At 40.4% G+C, this 17,382-nt stretch carries 17 protein-coding genes; 3 read left to right on the forward strand and 14 right to left on the reverse strand.

The annotated features are described in order from the left end of the window. Nucleotides 1–185 precede the first annotated feature (185 nt). Entirely contained in the window at nucleotides 186–1,400 is a 1,215-nt protein-coding gene (locus ACNKW3_RS17945; protein WP_427400710.1) for a serine hydrolase domain-containing protein, read from the reverse strand. 303 nt (nucleotides 1,401–1,703) lie between these two features. Between ACNKW3_RS17945 and ACNKW3_RS17950 the strand changes: the two genes are divergently transcribed. After that, the gene (locus tag ACNKW3_RS17950; protein ID WP_427400771.1) at nucleotides 1,704–2,519 is read left to right on the forward strand and encodes a CLCA_X family protein; all 816 of its coding nucleotides are present in this window, start codon (nucleotides 1,704–1,706) and stop codon (nucleotides 2,517–2,519) included. A gap of 13 nt (nucleotides 2,520–2,532) precedes the next feature. Here ACNKW3_RS17950 and ACNKW3_RS17955 read toward each other — a convergent pair whose 3' ends face one another. The 3 genes from ACNKW3_RS17955 to ACNKW3_RS17965 all read right to left on the reverse strand — a co-directional run bounded on the left by ACNKW3_RS17955 (nucleotide 2,533) and on the right by ACNKW3_RS17965 (nucleotide 4,256). Further along, the gene (locus ACNKW3_RS17955) at nucleotides 2,533–3,036 is read right to left on the reverse strand and encodes a YgjV family protein (protein WP_427400711.1); all 504 of its coding nucleotides are present in this window, start codon (nucleotides 3,034–3,036) and stop codon (nucleotides 2,533–2,535) included. Between the two features lie 127 nt (nucleotides 3,037–3,163). Continuing rightward, complete coding sequence (locus ACNKW3_RS17960; RefSeq protein ID WP_427400712.1) at nucleotides 3,164–3,751, reverse strand: hypothetical protein; 588 nt, start codon at nucleotides 3,749–3,751, stop codon at nucleotides 3,164–3,166. Continuing rightward, nucleotides 3,741–4,256: an RNA polymerase sigma factor gene (locus ACNKW3_RS17965; RefSeq protein WP_427400713.1), complete on the reverse strand. Its 516-nt coding sequence runs from the start codon at nucleotides 4,254–4,256 to the stop codon at nucleotides 3,741–3,743. Before ACNKW3_RS17965 ends, ACNKW3_RS17960 begins: the two co-directional genes overlap by 11 nt. Before the next feature lie 167 nt (nucleotides 4,257–4,423). Between ACNKW3_RS17965 and ACNKW3_RS17970 the strand changes: the two genes are divergently transcribed. Together ACNKW3_RS17970 and ACNKW3_RS17975 are read left to right on the forward strand one after the other, a co-directional pair. Continuing rightward, nucleotides 4,424–4,705 (forward strand): superinfection immunity protein, encoded by a 282-nt coding sequence (locus ACNKW3_RS17970; protein WP_427400714.1) that lies wholly within the window; start codon nucleotides 4,424–4,426, stop codon nucleotides 4,703–4,705. A 133-nt stretch (nucleotides 4,706–4,838) separates the two neighbouring features. Further along, the gene (locus ACNKW3_RS17975) at nucleotides 4,839–5,942 is read left to right on the forward strand and encodes a hypothetical protein (RefSeq protein ID WP_427400715.1); all 1,104 of its coding nucleotides are present in this window, start codon (nucleotides 4,839–4,841) and stop codon (nucleotides 5,940–5,942) included. Nucleotides 5,943–6,129: 187 nt separating this feature from the next. Here ACNKW3_RS17975 and rpsI read toward each other — a convergent pair whose 3' ends face one another. The 10 genes from rpsI to pdsR form a co-directional block, all read right to left on the reverse strand. Further along, nucleotides 6,130–6,522, reverse strand: coding sequence for a 30S ribosomal protein S9 (gene rpsI, locus ACNKW3_RS17980; RefSeq protein WP_427400716.1), 393 nt, complete (start codon nucleotides 6,520–6,522; stop codon nucleotides 6,130–6,132). Nucleotides 6,523–6,534: 12 nt separating this feature from the next. Then, nucleotides 6,535–6,963 (reverse strand): 50S ribosomal protein L13, encoded by a 429-nt coding sequence (gene rplM, locus ACNKW3_RS17985; protein WP_427400717.1) that lies wholly within the window; start codon nucleotides 6,961–6,963, stop codon nucleotides 6,535–6,537. Nucleotides 6,964–7,160: 197 nt separating this feature from the next. Beyond that, nucleotides 7,161–9,305: a GTP diphosphokinase gene (gene relA / locus ACNKW3_RS17990; RefSeq protein ID WP_427400718.1), complete on the reverse strand. Its 2,145-nt coding sequence runs from the start codon at nucleotides 9,303–9,305 to the stop codon at nucleotides 7,161–7,163. A gap of 19 nt (nucleotides 9,306–9,324) precedes the next feature. After that, the gene (gene rlmD / locus ACNKW3_RS17995) at nucleotides 9,325–10,647 is read right to left on the reverse strand and encodes a 23S rRNA (uracil(1939)-C(5))-methyltransferase RlmD (RefSeq protein ID WP_427400719.1); all 1,323 of its coding nucleotides are present in this window, start codon (nucleotides 10,645–10,647) and stop codon (nucleotides 9,325–9,327) included. Between the two features lie 4 nt (nucleotides 10,648–10,651). Continuing rightward, nucleotides 10,652–11,026, reverse strand: coding sequence for a holo-ACP synthase (gene acpS, locus ACNKW3_RS18000; protein ID WP_427400720.1), 375 nt, complete (start codon nucleotides 11,024–11,026; stop codon nucleotides 10,652–10,654). Continuing rightward, the gene (pdxJ, locus tag ACNKW3_RS18005) at nucleotides 11,023–11,766 is read right to left on the reverse strand and encodes a pyridoxine 5'-phosphate synthase (protein ID WP_427400721.1); all 744 of its coding nucleotides are present in this window, start codon (nucleotides 11,764–11,766) and stop codon (nucleotides 11,023–11,025) included. Before pdxJ ends, acpS begins: the two co-directional genes overlap by 4 nt. A gap of 104 nt (nucleotides 11,767–11,870) precedes the next feature. Continuing rightward, on the reverse strand, nucleotides 11,871–12,581 hold the full coding sequence (gene recO, locus ACNKW3_RS18010) for a DNA repair protein RecO (RefSeq protein WP_427400722.1): 711 nt from the start codon (nucleotides 12,579–12,581) through the stop codon (nucleotides 11,871–11,873). A gap of 1 nt (nucleotide 12,582) precedes the next feature. Then, nucleotides 12,583–14,301 (reverse strand): single-stranded-DNA-specific exonuclease RecJ, encoded by a 1,719-nt coding sequence (recJ, locus tag ACNKW3_RS18015; protein ID WP_427400723.1) that lies wholly within the window; start codon nucleotides 14,299–14,301, stop codon nucleotides 12,583–12,585. Between the two features lie 79 nt (nucleotides 14,302–14,380). Then, nucleotides 14,381–16,522 carry a proteobacterial dedicated sortase system histidine kinase gene (pdsS, locus tag ACNKW3_RS18020; RefSeq protein ID WP_427400724.1) on the reverse strand — a complete coding sequence of 714 codons (2,142 nt, stop codon included), beginning with the start codon at nucleotides 16,520–16,522 and terminating at the stop codon, nucleotides 14,381–14,383. Next, on the reverse strand, nucleotides 16,519–17,214 hold the full coding sequence (gene pdsR / locus ACNKW3_RS18025; RefSeq protein WP_427400725.1) for a proteobacterial dedicated sortase system response regulator: 696 nt from the start codon (nucleotides 17,212–17,214) through the stop codon (nucleotides 16,519–16,521). Before pdsR ends, pdsS begins: the two co-directional genes overlap by 4 nt. Nucleotides 17,215–17,382 lie beyond the last annotated feature (168 nt).

Genomic DNA, 17,382 nt, shown 5'->3' on the forward strand with positions numbered 1-17,382 from the left:
TGCATTCTTCCTAAAAATGTCCAAATAATCCTTGATCTGAAAAGGGAGTCCATATACACGATGACGATTCTTCGTAGCTAGCTCAATAACGATTCTTTGTTGCTTACTTCCGATTCACGTACGCAATAAACTGGAAAGCTTGAAGGCGAACAAGTTTGGAAATATCAGATTAGTAAGTTACAAGTTCAGTTGATGTATATTTTTGCAGCTTTAGCTTCAAAATCTAAAATGGCTTTCCAAATCTTATTTATTCCATCCCTTGTACTTTTTTGTCTCGGCTCAATGTTTAACAGCATGATCTTTCCCATACCTGTTTCGGGATTAAAAAACATCGCGGTTAACAAACCAGGATCAGCTCCCATTAAACCTATTACGCTGTCATCAAAACCAAACGTTTTTGGCCTAGATTCAATAAAAATTCCATATCGACGATCTTGATCTGGAAAGCTTTGCAAATCAAAGTACTCATTGTAACTCTCTGCTTTTAAGAGCGTACCCGTTCCCATGTATCCATTTATAAGCTCAACTAAGAACAAACTTAATTCACTGGCTGAAATAATCAAACCACCATCTGCTTTGTTAAAGCCTTTATACTTAGCTAGTGACGTCGAGTTATCAAAAAATAAGCTTGATTCGGTTCCAACTTCATTAGAGTCCCACACCGCATTTTTAATATTTAATGGCTCAAAAATGTGCTTATTTGTGAAAGATGCGTAATCCTGTTTGGACACTTTTTCAATAATGTATTCGCAAATTGCGGCGCCTAGATTTGAGTATCTTCTTTCCTCCCCCGCAGCAAAATCAAAGTAGCTTTCTTCTCCATACCATTCGCCATTTGTAGACAGGCTATTGGTAAAAAACTTCGAGAGACTTATCGTTTCGTCTGATTTTTTGAAGAAAGGCAGTACTTTTTTGTTTGCTGCAATTTCTTTTTGTTGAAGAATATATGAATGTTCAAAGATATCGCGCGTATCTCTCAATGACGAAGTATGTAAGGTTAAATGTTTTAGGTGAATCTCTTGTCCTGGGTGTTTAGGGTTTCTAATTTCGAAAGGGAAATATTTATCGATAGGATCTTCGAGACTCAGCATACCCAGTTCCTGAGCCTTTAGCAGTGCTATGCCTAATAAAGCTTTCGAGATAGAAGCTACTTTTTGTGGGGTGTTCGCAGTGTATCGAGCTTTGCCATCTAGGTTTGTTTTGCCAAACCCTTCGCTATAGATTTCACCGCGCTGATTGACTACTGCTACAGAAAAACCAGGAATATCACTTTCTTGAGAAACTTGCTGTAACTCAGCACGAATGCTTTGATGTAAAGATAAATCCTTTTCTAGTTCACTCCCGTAAGCGGCAAAGGAACAAATGACTGCAGCTACAAGCAGGTACCTTCTAAAATCCATTTTCAATAAGTCTTATTTTGGCTTGTTGTCCCTTCACAATACTAGTTTTATTCGCAATTGCAAAATTGTCAGTTAGTACTATTGTTTTGTTTCAAGGAGATTCCGTTTTGCAACGGAATGACGATTCTTTGTTGCTTGCTTCCGCTTCACGCCCTGAGATATTTAAAAACTGTAGTGCCAACCCTAAAATGCAAATTGCCTCTTAAAGCAATAAACATAGGGAAGACTTTTATTTGTCATTGAGCAAAGTATAAATTCTGATAGGATCTTTTACGTTTAAAAGTATTAAAGCTTAAAACCCAAATCGTGCAAAATTCCAAATCCTCAATAAATAAAGTCTATTTCCGTAACGGTGCATCACACAGAGATGGCGCAGACGTCAGTTTTGCTGATATCGTCAAATACTTCGGTTTTAAAAGTGCTAAAGTTGGAAATTGGGTTACCAAAGAGCAACAGCAAAAGGCGGCAAACCTGTTTTTTGATGCATTTTGTGATCTGATGGACATTTTATCGATTCCTCCTGAAGCTATTTCTTTAAGAGGTAGTTTGTCTTTAGCTTATGGAACAGGTGGTTCCAAACACGTACAAGCCCATTATAATGGGGCAACTCGAACCATTAGCTTAGCGAAGAATGCTGGCGGAGGGGCGTTAGCTCATGAATGGTTTCATGCCTATGACCATTACATTGCTCCTCATGCATTTGATGGCGCTTCAAATACTGTATTCGCCAGTGAATTGTGGCTTAACGAGTTAGCTAAACCGGTGTTGCATCCCTTGAATAATGCACTTTTTGATGCATTTGAAAGCGTTTTCTTAAACCCTGTCACCAAAGATTCAAGTGATTTAGTGCGGGTCAGTATTAAAGCTGATAAACAATTGAATAGTTTTTATTATGCTCGACCGCAAGAACTAGCGGCCAGAGCTTTTGAGCGCGTTGTACAGGAATCTACTATTACTAATCACTTCTTAGTGGCAGGTACAAAGCAAAGTAATGAAGCCAAAATTGGCTTATATCCGAATCATCAGCAGCTTGCACTGATTCAAAAACATTTCTTGGGCTATTTCTTTGCATTGGGGCAAGCACTCAACACTAAAAAAGCGGAGGATGTAAAACAATAAGCTTGTGATAGGATTATGCATGCTGCTTTTGATGATTCAATAACCGTCGAATCGTGTTGAGATTCACTGCAATAAGGGTCAGCTCAAGTAAGGTGCCACCAATACTCCCAACGAGAATGTTATTCGTTAACCAGCAAAAAGCCCCTAATAAAAATGCTATCCGCATCTTAATACCGTGCAGACAGAACAATGCATAGGTTCCGATACACACACCAAGAATAGCAAAGAGTTCGAACCAATGATCTGCCATCACTACGCCTGAAATGACGGCAATGAAGATGAATATCCAGGCCAACCAAGCTGATCGTATATAAATTGAAAGACCGGTTCTCAAGGCGCTTAAGAGCGCACTCAAACATGAAACCGTCGCACCCAGAAGAATGAAATGAAGTGCGTGATTGAGGTTCATAACCAACATAGTCACTTTTAGCTTTTTATCATCATGTTGAAAAAAAGTAAGAATGCCCAAGAAATAACTCAGTAAGCCAATTGCTTGAGCCAAATTCAATTCGGGCATTGCTGATAAAATGCTAATAAAAAAACTTTCCACGGATTTAGACTGATTTCACTCGTTTCTTATGAGATTGATATCTAATATTGTAAACCGCAGACCCAACATTAGAATTTGTGATCGAGTCGAATCTTTAGTCAACAAAGGTCTGGCTTATTTCTTTCAAACACTCTAACTCAAGCTTTTTCACATTCACTTTGCTTTGAAAAATGACCATTCCAATCAAGCACAAAGGAGATACAACAAAGGAGTAAAACAACAACAAGTTATAGCCGTTCGTTGCTAACGAGTGTAAATACATTCCCCAAAAAACTAAAGTAAAAATGACTAATGCCAAACAACTGAATTGAGCAACTCGAAAATAACGCAAACTAAACTCACAGGTTTTTTGTCGAAATTTAAGAACCCCCTCACTACTCCAATTGGCATAATGTAAAATTGGCTTGTGAATGAAAGAGCTGACCCACAAAGTGCCAACCGCACCGAAAGTTAAAAAAATAGCAGTGAAGTAACCAATAAAATCTGACGAAGTGGCGGTTAGCCAAGTAGCCGCCGCTAACATTATTGATGCGCCAGCCCAATCAACATACAACAAGTATTTTTGTTTTCTTTTTCTAGCTTGGGCTTCTTTCAAATCATTCTCGTTTGGCAGTGCATCCTCTAACAGAGGCTGTTGTTGCCAACTTTTCGCAAGTACTGATATATCTAAATCATCTGTCATTTTGCATTAGTTCCTTAAGTTCTACTTTGGCGCGATTAATTCTTACTCGCACCGCGCCATGAGAAATTTGCAATATTTCACCTATTTCAACCGCATCTATGTCTTCCATTAGTAACAAAATGACCTGCTTGTTTGCTGGAGACAATTGTCTTATTGCGCGCATCAGTTGCTGACTTTGCTGTTGTTCGAACAATTGCTGAGAAGGTGTCGTTTGAGTGGGCTCTTGGTTTACATCCTCATTCAGAGGTTCATATTTATGTTTCTGAGCTTTAATGATATGATCGACGGTAACATTGTGCATTATACGAAACAAATAAGCGCGAGGATTGGCTGCATCTTTTATTCGCTGCAATGATTGATGAAGCGCTAAATAAAGATCTTGTTTTAAATCTTGCCTTAAAGATAGATCAGCTTCACAAGCCATTAATGTTCGGCTTATTGCACCTCGATTCTGTTCCCACAAATCGAGCAAAAATTCCTCTAAAGACTCAGTTGAGTTACCCATTGACCTCAAAAATAATTCCCGTAATTGCAAATAAAACTTTCCCTTTACTGCTATTAGTCTTAACTGACTCATTAAGTGTTACGAAAAAAAATAAAAAATATTTATGTAACAGTTCTTCCATGATTGCTGACTCTAATCCTGAATATTAACCAATGAGGATTTTTAAGATGGAAACAATACAACAATTTTTTACTGCAATTTCAACCGCATGGCAACAAGCTGATTTCGCTTTTCTAGTTTTATTCACCTTGTTTTTCTTAGTCGTTTGGTTTTTACCCAGTTTGTTAGCACTTGCATTTAACCGTCAACATGCAGGAAAGATTGCGTTACTTAATATTCCAGCCATTTTTTCTTGGGTAGCTTGGGTTGCCCTTTTGGTATGGGCTGTGACCGGAAAATTGAGCACTAAACTGGCGACAAAAGCCAAATTTAAACCTCAGTATGAATAGTTTATGACCCTGTAATTGCAGAACTTGGCATCGGTATTTTTTCTCTATATAGTACTTTATTGATTATTTGAGTTCATTGAACTCAAAGTGACTATTTGCGGTGTTAGCCGCCAATAATAAAAGGAATTATCAGATGCCAAGTAAATTTTCTCAGCTTCGTTTAATCAGCTTCTGTTTACTTTTTTTTACCTTGTCTTTTGCGGCACAGGCTGCATTGCCAAAGCCAGAATTTCAATATTCCGCTGAAGAATTTAAGCAAATCAAAGAACACCTTGAAAAACTTAGAACCTCAGTTTTTGAAAAAGAAGTAGCAACTGCCACATCTAATGGAAAAGCAGCAGGGCCGTCTCAATGGCCAAGTTATTGCCAAGGCGTCATATTTAGGTTTAGCAGATATCCACAAAATGATAATCAATTGCGCGGTCATATCGGAGGGTTATCAACTTGCGTTCAGCAAATAGTGCAAAAAGTGGATTTGTTGCCAACTGATGAAATACGATCTTTGGTAGCCTTTGCTGAACAATATGAAGACAAACTTAATAAGCAAGAACGCAAGCAACTTACTGTAACAAAAACGCTTCCTAATAAACCCTATCAACTGAGCGAACAAGAACTCATACAGATAAGTGACTATCTTGACGACGTTAATGGGGTGCTGAATAAGCAAGGTGTGCGTTTTAATTTATGCGGTCAGTATTTGCAAACCATAAAAAGTGGTCGCTTAAATGAATTACGCAAGGATCTTCTAATTACAAGCGTTAAGAGCAGTTTATTAAATTGCCAAGGGCGATTAAGTAGACTGAAATTTGAAGCCGCACAAGATATACAAAAAACTAGTGTTAATTTTTTATCTGAATATTTAACTTTTTTAGAAGACCAAAGCCAGAAAAAAGAAAATAAACTCCCAGAGTTTACTATGACAAACACTTTACCCAGCGCACCCTTTGAGTTTAACCAAGCCGAATATAATCAGATTTGGGGCTATTTAGATGAATTATATGCCGCATTAGAAAAAGAAAAGTATCTATCCCCTGGACATAGCTGTCCGACGAAAAAACCATTTTCTAGCGATAAAAACTTTACTCGTAGATTTGTAACTGAACTTTACCCTTGCCTAATGAACTTAGATTTTGCTGCTCGCAACAAAGCCCGAGTGAATTTGGACTACACTAAGACATTGGATGAAGCAAAAGCGTTCTCACAACAGTATATGAATGAAATGGCGAGAAAATTGTAACTCGCTAACAGTTTACAGTTTGATTACGCTATTTGAAATCATGGATGATTTCGCAGAGCGCCCATGGATGGTTTTACAGCGTCTTTCAAATGGTGTAATCAGGCTCTAAAGAGAGACAAGCATAAAAAAACCCAGCCGAGGCTGGGTTTTTGCATTTTGTGCAGGTGCAGTGCACCACAACAAACGATTAACGTTTTGAGAATTGTGGACGCTTACGTGCTTTATGTAGACCAACTTTCTTACGTTCAACGCGACGTGCATCACGAGTAACGAAGCCAGCTTTACGAAGTGCTGGACGTAGACCTTCATCATATTCCATCAATGCTCTGGTAATACCGTGACGGATAGCGCCAGCTTGACCAGAAATACCGCCACCTTTAACAGTAACGTATAGGTCAAACTTGTCTAACATTTCAACTAACTCTAAAGGTTGCTTAACAACCATGCGAGCTGTTTCACGACCAAAGAATTCATCTAGTGGACGCTTGTTAACTACGATGTTACCACTGCCTGGACGTAAAAATACGCGAGCAGTAGAGCTTTTGCGACGACCTGTGCCGTAGTATTGAGTATCTGCCATTTTGCTCGCTCCTTAAATATCCAAAACTTGTGGTTGTTGCGCTTGATGCGTATGTTCTGCGCCAGCAAATACTTTAAGCTTGCGGAACATTGCACGACCTAGCGGGCCTTTAGGAAGCATGCCTTTCACAGCTTTTTCTAAAACCATTTCTGGCTTAGCAACAATAAGCTTCTCGAAAGTTGTTTCCTTCAAACCACCTGGATAACCAGAGTGAGCATAATACATCTTGTCAGACGCTTTGTTTCCGGTTACACGGATTTTTTCCACGTTCACAACAACAATGTAATCACCAGTGTCCACGTGAGGCGTGTACTCTGGCTTATGCTTACCACGTAGTCTGGTTGCGATTTCAGCAGCCAAACGACCTAAAGTTTTGTCTGTGGCGTCAACCACGTACCAGTCACGTTCTACAGTTTCTGGCTTTGCAACAAAAGTTTTCATTAAATAATCACCCGAAAAATAAATTAATTACAAGTTATATCAACACGTTAGCCCCTTCGAGCTTGCTGATCTTCCACCTTTCCCAAAGGTGGGTGTAACTGGGCAGGTCGCGAATTATACAGATTTGTAAGGAAATTCAAAGTTTTTTATCAAGCTTTATGCAATAAACTTGCGGCTTTAAGGAGATTTTAAAAGAATTACTTTCGCGTAACCGATGACACACCTTCAATCAATTGTAAGCGGCGCATACACTGCATCAGGTTGGTTTTATTCACCACTTCCACTGTGAGCTGAATTAACGCGGTGCCTTTTTTGGTATCACTATGGCTTTTTACGCCCAATAAACTGACTTTTAAATTTGCCAATTCTGTCGTGATATCACGTAGTAATCCCGTTCTATCAACGGTGAAAAGATCAAGCTGGGTTTGAAAACTGCCCTGCTCTTGTCCAGCCCACATCACTTCAATTTCTCGTTCTGGGTGCTGATTTAGTAAATTTTGCAATTGCGCACAATTCTCTTTGTGCACACTTATGCCTTTACCTTGAGTGATAAAACCCACAATTTTGTCCCCAGCCACAGGTTGACAGCATTTAGCGAGGCTACTTAAAAGATTCCCCACACCTTCAGCGACTATGGCCTGACCTTTACCCTTACGTCTGGTTTTGGGCTTTTCTGCCAACACCTGCGCTTTAGGTTCTTCTGGTGTATGTAACTGTTGAATGCTGTTAACCACATTCATGACGCGCACATCACCGGTACCTATAGCGGCATACAAATCATCTAAGGTTTGCACGTTGTATTTAGTAATCACTTCTTCAGCTAATTTTGCTGAAAGATTAACTTTATGCAGTTCACGTTCGAGAAGTTCTTTACCCGCGTCACGGTTTTTATCTTTATCGAGCTTTTTGAAAAAGCTTTGAATCGCAGCTCTCGCACGTGCAGTATGTACATATCCCAAACCAGGATGTACCCAATCACGAGATGGCGTACTGTTTTTGCTGGTCAGAATATTAACCTGGTCACCTGTGTGCAGGTTGTAGGTAAAAGGAACAATTCGTCCGTTGACCTTAGCGCCCGTGCACCGATGGCCAACGTTACTATGCACATAATATGCAAAGTCTAACGGTGTAGCGCCTGAAGGAAGATCGATTACATCGCCGTGAGGAGTGAACACATACACACGATCTTCAAACACCTGATTTCTAAATTCTTCTAACAGATCCCCTGAATCTGCCATCTCTTCTTGCCATTGCAGAATCTTACGTAACCATTTGACTCTTTCATCCATGTTTGCCTGCTTACCGGCGCTACCCTCTTTGTATTTCCAATGGGCAGCAACCCCCAACTCAGCATCTTGATGCATTTGTTGGGTGCGAATTTGGATTTCAATGGATTTACCTTGGGGTCCCACCACTACCGTATGAATACTTTGATATCCATTTGGTTTTGGGGTCGCAATGTAATCATCAAACTCAGCCGGAATATGGCGAAAGTTTGCATGCACAGTGCCTAAAGCGGCGTAACAGTCTTGAAGCCTATCGGCGATTATTCTTAACGCGCGGATATCAAACAGCTGTTCAAAATTGAGATGCTTTTTCTGCATTTTTTTGTAAATGCTGTAAATGTGTTTAGGTCGGCCTATGACTTCGGCTTTGATATTTTCCTGATTCAATAAATGCTGCAATGAGTCAACGAAATCGGCAATGTACTGCTCTCGTTCACTACGCTTTTCTTTTAGTTGTTTGGCAATATTTTTATAGGTGCCAGGATGCAAATAACGAAAAGATAAATCTTCTAATTCCCACTTTAACTGACCTATACCTAAACGGTTGGCCAAGGGCGCATAAATAGTCGCACATTCTCTGGCCACCATAACGCGCTCTTCTTCATCTTGTTGTTTAATTTGATGCAGGGTACAAATGCGTTCAGCCATTTTAATTACAACAGCACGTACATCTTCAGCCATAGCTAACAGCATATTGCGTAAGTTTTCTACTTGTTCGCTACTTTGTTGTTGGCGAGATTTGGCTGTTTTGATGGCGTCCATTTTGCGGACTTTCATGATAATTTCGGCAATTTCAGCGCCAAATTTTGCCACTATTTCATCGAAATCTAGCGTATGGATTTGGCAGTAGGGATACACGAGCGCAGCTTGCAAGGTGTCGTCATCCATTTGCAGATCATGCAGAATTTCAACCATTTCCTGACCAATCAATAAAATGTCAGGGGTATCTGTAATACTTCTAAGCTTTTCTTTGGTAGATTCTGCCAGAGGTAACTGAGTTAACCATTCATCAAAACCAGGCCGTTGGTCTTGGTGAACACGTCTTATAGATACCATAACACCTAATCCTTTACTTCTATGAGTCTCTTCGTTCGAATAACGCCATCAGCTCCATATGCTCAGTATACGGGAACATATCCAAAGCACCTATACTTGAAACAGCATAACTTTGCATTAAATGTTCTATATCACGTAAAAAAGAACTTGGATTACAGGAAATATAGAGTATTTTTCGAGCTTTACTTCTTCCAAGCATCTGACACAGCGTATTAGCCCCCGCACGCGCTGGATCTAACACCACTATGCCATTAGGTTTTATTTTTATCTTTTTTACGTCTTCAATATCATCCAAATTAGCTTGCTGACTGAACAGGTTATCTATCTTGTTATTGGTTGCATTGACCAAGGAACGTTCAGCCATTTCCTGAGACACTTCGTACGCGAATACCTGATTGACTTTGGATGCTAGGGCTAACGAAAAATTCCCAGCACCAGCAAAAAAATCATAGGCAACATCATCAGCTTCTGGCGCTAGCCATTGCATTGCCTTAGATAGCATTTGCTGATTGACATGGGGATTAACTTGCAGAAAATCCTTTGTGGAAGTATTAAGTCGTAATTCTTGATATCCGGTTACTATCAGATCCTTATCATTTAGGTTTGAATACTGCTGCTCTTGTTCCGAGGATATTTCAAGTTTGCTGCCATGCTTATCACTAAACTCTATTAAGTCATTCACATCATTTGAGGGCAAGACGCCGGTACAATGGAGCGACACTATTTGTACATTATCGGTTTCTAAAAAAACAATATGTCCTAACTTTTTAATCCCTTTTAGCTTTTTTAATACCGGCAAAACATTCTTTACCACCGGCTGCAATCCGGGCGTTAAAATAGGACAATTTTCTATATCCACTATGTTATTTGAGTTGGCAGCTCGATAGCCGATTTTGACATGCTTGGGATTACGTGCATCCACCGACATACGTACTTTTCTACGATAGGATTGATTCGATGTTATGGGTGGATGCCAAACCTCTTGAGAAATGTCATATTTGTGCGCCAATCGTCGTTGAAATGCCTGCATTTTTAAATCAATCCCTTTTTCTTGAGACAGATGCTGCAGACTACATCCTCCACACCCATTGTAATGCTGACAAAATGGACTCACTCTTAAATCACTTGGATTTGATACCCGTATTATCTTGCCCTGTTGTACTTGTTTATTCGCATTAGTAACGTCAATATCAACCAGCTCTTCTGGCAAAGCGCCTTTTACAAGCGTGATTGGCTGGGTAGAAAGACAAATGCCAATGCCCTGATCATCTACAACGTCAATTTTAACCGTTTGTCGCGACGGTTTGGTTTTATTCGCTTTGGGTTTAAAAATACGCGCCATGGTTTTAGGCTTCTATGACTGCTGTGGCAATGGCGTAATGCACTTCATCAGAAATACTTATATGGATATGAGTAACCTTATGTTCTTCGCTCCATTGTTTTGCCCCTTGAGACAACGACACCAGCGGTTTACCTGAAGCGTCATGCCCAATTTCAAAATGCTGCCAGCCAATTCCTCGACCTATGCCTGTTCCCATAGCTTTTGCCAAAGCTTCTTTTGCGGCAAATTTCTTGGCTAAATAACGGGCTTTGTCTTTGCTTTGGGCATATTCTTGCTGTTCGTTCTCAGTTAACAAACGTAGCGGAAGCTTTTCTGATGCAGATAGCGCTTTACTAATGCGCTGAATTTCCACAATGTCAGTCCCCAAACCTAGAATCATAATAAATTACTGTTCCTAGCTTCTTGCATCAGTGCACGCATATCTGCTACTGCTTTGGCTAATCCATCAAACACCGCACGGCCAATAATGGCATGGCCAATGTTCAATTCAATTAATTCTGGAATTGCCGCTATTGGTTTCACATTATGATAATGCAATCCATGCCCAGCATTTACTTTTAACCCTAAACGGTGAGCATATTGAATACCCTGAATTAGCTTTTGCAACTCATGTTGAGCTTGGTGCTCGTTAGTTGCCTCTGCATATTGTCCGGTGTGGATTTCAATATAGGGGGCGCCTGCATCTACCGAAGCTTCAATTTGAGCTTCATCCGCATCTATAAACAAAGATGCTTGAGTATTTTGCTCACTTAATTGACGACAAGCATCTTTAATGCGAGACAAGTTACCCACCACGTCTAACCCACCTTCAGTGGTCAATTCTTCGCGCTTCTCAGGTACTAAGCAACAAAAATCAGGCAGCACTTTTTGGGCAATAGCCAACATCTCATCAGTAACCGCCATTTCGAGGTTTAATCGGGTATTAATGGTTTGTTTTAACAAGAACACATCTTGGTCTTTAATATGGCGTCGATCTTCTCTTAAATGCACTGTGATTCCGTCTGCGCCTGCACGTTCTGCTATATCAGCTGCGTGTACTGGATTGGGATACGAGGTTCCACGTGCGTTTCTTAAAGTCGCTATGTGATCTATATTCACACCAAGTAAAATATCATGCATAAGAGTTTTCTACTGAAGTAAGTTGCTGGAATTATATCAAAAAATATCCGGCAAAAACCTGTTAAATATGCGCTTTTAATCACATTTTTGTCGCAAGTTGTAGCTTAGCGTTTTTTAAATAGCTCTCGGCTTTTTAGTGGTTTATCACCTATCACTAAGGGAAGCGTCATTCTGACTATGTATTTGGCTACTTGTAAACTGGCTTTATTATAGGTTTTTTGCTGTAAATCTAAGATGCTTTGACCAGATATCAAACTGACACTTGGGTTGTTTGAAAACACAAAACCTACTTCGTTGACATATTGGTAGGTCACATCTGGCAATATTTCCTGCCCGGTATCAGCCGTACTGGAAATGTCGACCAAGTACCCCATATTTGCTAGCAGACAAAATTCAAATTCTCTCAGAATGGGTTCTAATGCAAGTAATTCTGGATTTTCAAGTTCAGACAAAGCTGCGAGCGTCATCACATATTGGGCATAAAGGTCTTCAATAGCTTCTGATTCTGGCAACGCCCGTTGCAATAGCTCATTAATATAAAAAGCGCTATACAAGGCGTTACCTTTACAAGCATAAGCCTGATTAACCTGTTCTGCATTGATCAAGTTTTTAAGTGAAGACTTGCCTGAGCATTCTAGAGAAATCAACTGCAAAGGCTGTAAAACACTTTTTCGATCAGATTTAGTGTTTCCTCGTACACCTTTAGCCACCACTGAGATTCGACCAAATGCTTGGGTAAATACATCAATTAACATAGAGGTTTCACGGTAAGGTCGACGGTGAATCACAAATCCTTGTGAACTAAGCCTTTGCATGCTACTCCACTGCCATGAGTTGGTTAACTAACAACTGAACATTAATTCGGTTATTGAATTCATTCACATCCAATTGGTATGCCAAATGTACCTGTTTTGCTTGCAGATTTGGCCATTGATCAAGGTCGACATTAAAGGCAATTGCATCAGTAATTTGATGTCCCTTTTTAACCACCATTTTTAAGTGTTTTTGTCCGACTATGCGTTGTTGAACAATTTCAAAAACGCCATCGAACATAGGGGCTTCAAAAGATTGTCCCCAAGGAATTGCAGATTTAAGTAGCTGCGCATTTTGTAAATTGATTTCTGCTGCACTTAATTCGCCATCAGATAAGGTTTGAGATTGGTTGGGTAAACCCGCTAAAGCGTCTGCTGCTGCCTGTTCAAACAAAAGCGTAAATTGATCAAATGCCTTGGTTGGAATAGACAGACCTGCAGCCATTGCATGACCGCCAAATTTATTGATAACCTCGGGATTATCAGTGGCTATGCGATCGAGTAAATCTCGGATATGAATGCCCGGAATACTTCTAGCTGAACCTTTAATACTAGTATCGCTTTCGTGAGCAAAAACAATACAAGGTCGATAGTATTTTTCTTTTAACCGACCAGCGACAATGCCAACTACGCCAGCATGAAAGCTGTCGTCGTAGAGACTAATTGCTGCTGGCAAACTTGTTCCATCGAGTACGCAAGACGCTAACGCTTTTTCAGCTTCCGCTTGCATAGATTGCTCTATTTCCTGCCTGCTTTTATTTAACTTATCGAGTTCTGCCGCTAACTGTCTCGCTTTGCTCATTTCTTCGGTTAGCAGGCACTCGATTCCAATCGACATATCTTCTAAGCGTCCCGCCGCATTGAGGCGAGGCCCAAGGGCGAACCCAAGATCTGAAGAGGCTATTTGACTAGCTTTGCGTCCGCTGGCATCTAACAAAGCTTGTATGCCCAAGCGAGTTCTACCGCTTCGAATTCGTTGCAAGCCCTGATGCACTAATATGCGGTTGTTTTGGTCCAAAGGCACTACGTCTGCAACTGTACCCAGTGCCACTATGTCTAAGTAGTTCGCTATGTTTGGCGCTTGTAGTTGTTTTGTTTCAAAGTAGCCACTTTGGATTAATTGCGCTCTAACCGACAACATTAAATAAAAGGCGACGCCAACGCCGGCCAGATGTTTTGAGGGAAAGGCGCAATCAGGCTGATTGGGATTTAGAATGGCATCGGCATTCGGTAGAAATTGTCCAGGCAGGTGATGATCGGTAATGAGTACTTGCAAACCTGCCTGTTTAGCGGCGGCAACGCCTGATATGCTGGAAATGCCATTATCTACTGTAATCAATAAATCGGTGCCCTGTTCAAGGGCAATATCCACCACAGGTTCAGACAATCCATATCCATAATCGAACCGATTAGGAACAATAAAAAACCCTTTTTTATGTACAAAATCTCGTAAACACAGCATGCACAAAGCTGTGCTAGTTGCCCCATCAGCATCAAAATCACCCACAATACAGATACGTTTTTCTTGCTGAATAGCATCCACCACCAGCGCGGTGGCTTTTTCGATATCTTTAAATAAATTGTAGTGCAGCAAGCCTTTGGTTTGCATATCTATTTCAGCAATGGATTGCACACCTCTTTGCCGCAACACCTTGTCCAACAAGGGTGGTAACTTGGCGTCTAGCGGCGAATGAATGATTGGCTCTCGATGAACTATTTGCATTATTTCTTTGGCTGTTTATTATTGTTTTTGCTTTGCTTATTTTACCTTGAAAGCGCCGCTATTTCAGCAACACAACCAATTAAAATTTTAGCAACACAATTACACCGCTATGATCAGGCAAATTGTCTATATCTATGCTGCCGTTATGAAACTGCGCAATGATGTTCGCCATAAAGAGCCCCAAGCCCAAATGAGAAGATTCACTGGTAGTATTAGGTCGCACTGAAATCATAGAATTCATTAATTGACTACGCATCTTATCTGGTAGTAAAGGCCCTGTGTTCGTCACTGAAATACAGGTTTTGCTACCTTTTTCAAATACTCTTAAACGAATGGTATCCGAAGGCTTGCTAAACTCCATGGCATTGGTCACAATTTTATCTAGCATTTGTGCAAATAGATCAGGAGCACCAACAAAGGTTTTTTCAGTAACATCTAAATCAAGCTGAAAATGATAGTCAGGATGTGTCATGCCATAGCCTTCTACGCAACTTTTAAGTAAGCCTGGCAAATCAAATTTTTCTTTGTCTGTCCCTTTAATTGCCTCTTCTAAACGGGTTGCCTCGCTCATATTGTTAAGAATTTTACTTAGCCGTGATATGCCTTGTTTCGCTCTTTCCACATAAACTGCTTGATTGTCTGGATCCAGAGCAATGTTATCCAAGGACGAATTCACCACCGCCACTGGGGTGCGCAATTCGTGGGATAATCGTGATGCCATATTTTCTAAGTAACTATTGTATTGTTTTAATTTTTCCAACACTTGGTGAAAAGTTCGGCTTAAATCACCAATTTCATCCGCACTGTTTGATAGGGGTATTTGACCGACAATTTTACCACTTTGATCAATGGCAGATTCTGTGTCATCTCGTAATTTTCGGATTCGATTAGAAATACGAGATGCCAACAATAATAACGCCAAAATACCGATCAGAATTACCGCCAGAATAAAATTAAATTGCTTCTCTAATGCTTGATTGCGAAGCGTTCGTATGCCATTGGTTGTTTGCTCAACGACCACAGCCCCCATGACTTCACCTTGATTATAAATAGGATGTGCAGCCGACAAAATCACCGCTTTTTTGTCCGGTGTAAATCGCCACAATGTATCGGCTTTTCCTGTCAATGCTGACTGAATATCCTGCCCTTCTAAGGACACTGCATCTTGCAAGTCATCCACGAAGGTTTGCGGCGGTTCAGTCAATATTTTTTGATATAAAGGTTGCAGAAATTGTTGATAGAGATCGCCCCAAAAATTCTTCCCTGTTTGCCTATTCGATTCAACTTGAAAACCAGTAGCCGTATTGATATCACCTGCTGTGGCGAGCACTCGCATATTGTTATCTACCACCCAAATGCGCGAATCCGAATAGGACAATCCGGCTAGAATTTTGTCGATCTCTGGCGCCGGCGTTAATACAGTGCCTAAAGCTTCTGACCGCGTCGGATTTGCGGTACCAATTAAATAGTTCAATCGGCGTGTTTCAGGGTCATCCACGTCTCCGATGGCAAAAGCTATATTGCTGGAAAGCATAGCGGCAGGAAATCTGAGTTCAATTGAATATCCCTCAGGGGTAATTCTCCATTGCCCCTGAATCTTTGTTTCCAGCGATACAGGAGTGAGCCTATCTACGTCTTCATCTAATAAGTATGCATTAACCCAACCTGGCTCATAAGGTGCTATCAGGTAACGTTTAAATAAACCGTCATTGGTCAGCATGGCAATTTGAAGAAAGTCATTTCTATCTACCCGCAAACTGGTTTGTGGACGAAACAATACGCTATCGTCAATAACGTCAAATATGGCATACACATATTGCTCGTAGCGACCTACCATATGTGTAAACTGCAATGATTCGGGTTGGTACACTATGGATTGTTCAATTAACGAGTTAGCGCCATAGTCTAGCCACTTATCTTTGTATTCGGTCCAGTCATCTAATCGCCCATCTAATTGCACTGGATAAGCAATTTCATGAATAAAAAGATCTTTCCCTGCAACTACGTTATGTAAAAACCCTGATTTAACGTCAAATAACGCTGGCCTTTCATGCAGAGCTGTCGCTACTGCTCTTGCGGTACCTACCAGCGCTTGCTCTTGACCAATTTGTAAGTAAGATTCGAGTTCAACTACATACTGATAACTTAGATATGGAATCACCAATAAAAACGAAGCGAATAATAATATTTTAGCTCTTAGCTTTAATCCGAATCGCTTCATTTTTGGGTCTTCCAACGGTATCCCATACCATAAACAGTTTCTATGGCATCAAAATCGTCATCTATCAGTACAAATTTTTTCCGGATACGCTTTATATGTGAAGTAATGGTTGTGTCGTCCACGACCATTTTAGAATCATCCATTAACTGTTGACGACTTTTTACGTGTCCTGGATGTTTGGCGATGCCGTGTAACATCCAAAATTCAGTGACAGTGAGTTCTACTTGTTGACCATCATAAGTTACCAACATTCTGTTAGTATCAATTTGTAGTTTACCTGTGGTGATTAAATCATCGGCTTTTTGCGGTAGTTGCATACTTTCAACACGTCGGAACAAAGCCGAAATACGCGCCAACAAATGTGGCAAACTGATATCTTTGGTTAAATAATCATCTGCGCCCATGCGCAGACCGCAGATAGTGTCAAAATCATTATCTCTGGCAGTAAAAAAAATGATAGGCAAGGTCTTAGATAAACTTCTGGCCAACTGACATACTGCAAAACCACCATCGATTTCATCACCTAACCCTATATCAATAATGGCAAGATCTGGAAGCTGTTGTTGAAAGCCTTTTTCGGCGTCTGCGCGCGTTGTGTAGGCACTGACTTTATAGCCTTGCTGGCTCAATGCGGCAATATAATTTTCTCGTAAAGCTTTGTCATCTTCCACGAGTGCAATGGTCTTTTGCATATCTATAGGTGTCTCTACTGCTTTTAACTGGGTTAACTATAACGAAATTCCTTCGAATAAGAAGCCTTCTAAGTCAATTTCCATTTTTTCGCCACATTTGAACATCAAATTGCCATTTTGTTTCCCCTGGATTGCCAATTTCTTTGTGTTTAATAAGCATCGTGAGTC

The organism is Glaciecola sp. 1036 (genome assembly GCF_050306235.1).
Taxonomy (GTDB): domain Bacteria; phylum Pseudomonadota; class Gammaproteobacteria; order Enterobacterales; family Alteromonadaceae; genus Glaciecola.

Coding starts and splice junctions, on each gene's coding strand:
- pdsS (WP_427400724.1), bottom strand. CDS start 16,522: ATGAAGCGATTCGGATTAAAGCTAAGAGCTAAAATATTATTATTCGCT.
- ACNKW3_RS17975 (WP_427400715.1), top strand. CDS start 4,839: ATGCCAAGTAAATTTTCTCAGCTTCGTTTAATCAGCTTCTGTTTACTT.
- acpS (WP_427400720.1), bottom strand. CDS start 11,026: ATGATTCTAGGTTTGGGGACTGACATTGTGGAAATTCAGCGCATTAGT.
- pdsR (WP_427400725.1), bottom strand. CDS start 17,214: ATGCAAAAGACCATTGCACTCGTGGAAGATGACAAAGCTTTACGAGAA.
- recJ (WP_427400723.1), bottom strand. CDS start 14,301: ATGCAAATAGTTCATCGAGAGCCAATCATTCATTCGCCGCTAGACGCC.
- ACNKW3_RS17960 (WP_427400712.1), bottom strand. CDS start 3,751: ATGACAGATGATTTAGATATATCAGTACTTGCGAAAAGTTGGCAACAA.
- ACNKW3_RS17965 (WP_427400713.1), bottom strand. CDS start 4,256: ATGGGTAACTCAACTGAGTCTTTAGAGGAATTTTTGCTCGATTTGTGG.
- rlmD (WP_427400719.1), bottom strand. CDS start 10,647: ATGGCGCGTATTTTTAAACCCAAAGCGAATAAAACCAAACCGTCGCGA.
- rpsI (WP_427400716.1), bottom strand. CDS start 6,522: ATGGCAGATACTCAATACTACGGCACAGGTCGTCGCAAAAGCTCTACT.
- pdxJ (WP_427400721.1), bottom strand. CDS start 11,766: ATGCATGATATTTTACTTGGTGTGAATATAGATCACATAGCGACTTTA.
- ACNKW3_RS17945 (WP_427400710.1), bottom strand. CDS start 1,400: ATGGATTTTAGAAGGTACCTGCTTGTAGCTGCAGTCATTTGTTCCTTT.
- ACNKW3_RS17955 (WP_427400711.1), bottom strand. CDS start 3,036: ATGCCCGAATTGAATTTGGCTCAAGCAATTGGCTTACTGAGTTATTTC.
- relA (WP_427400718.1), bottom strand. CDS start 9,305: ATGGTATCTATAAGACGTGTTCACCAAGACCAACGGCCTGGTTTTGAT.
- rplM (WP_427400717.1), bottom strand. CDS start 6,963: ATGAAAACTTTTGTTGCAAAGCCAGAAACTGTAGAACGTGACTGGTAC.
- ACNKW3_RS17970 (WP_427400714.1), top strand. CDS start 4,424: ATGGAAACAATACAACAATTTTTTACTGCAATTTCAACCGCATGGCAA.
- recO (WP_427400722.1), bottom strand. CDS start 12,581: ATGCAAAGGCTTAGTTCACAAGGATTTGTGATTCACCGTCGACCTTAC.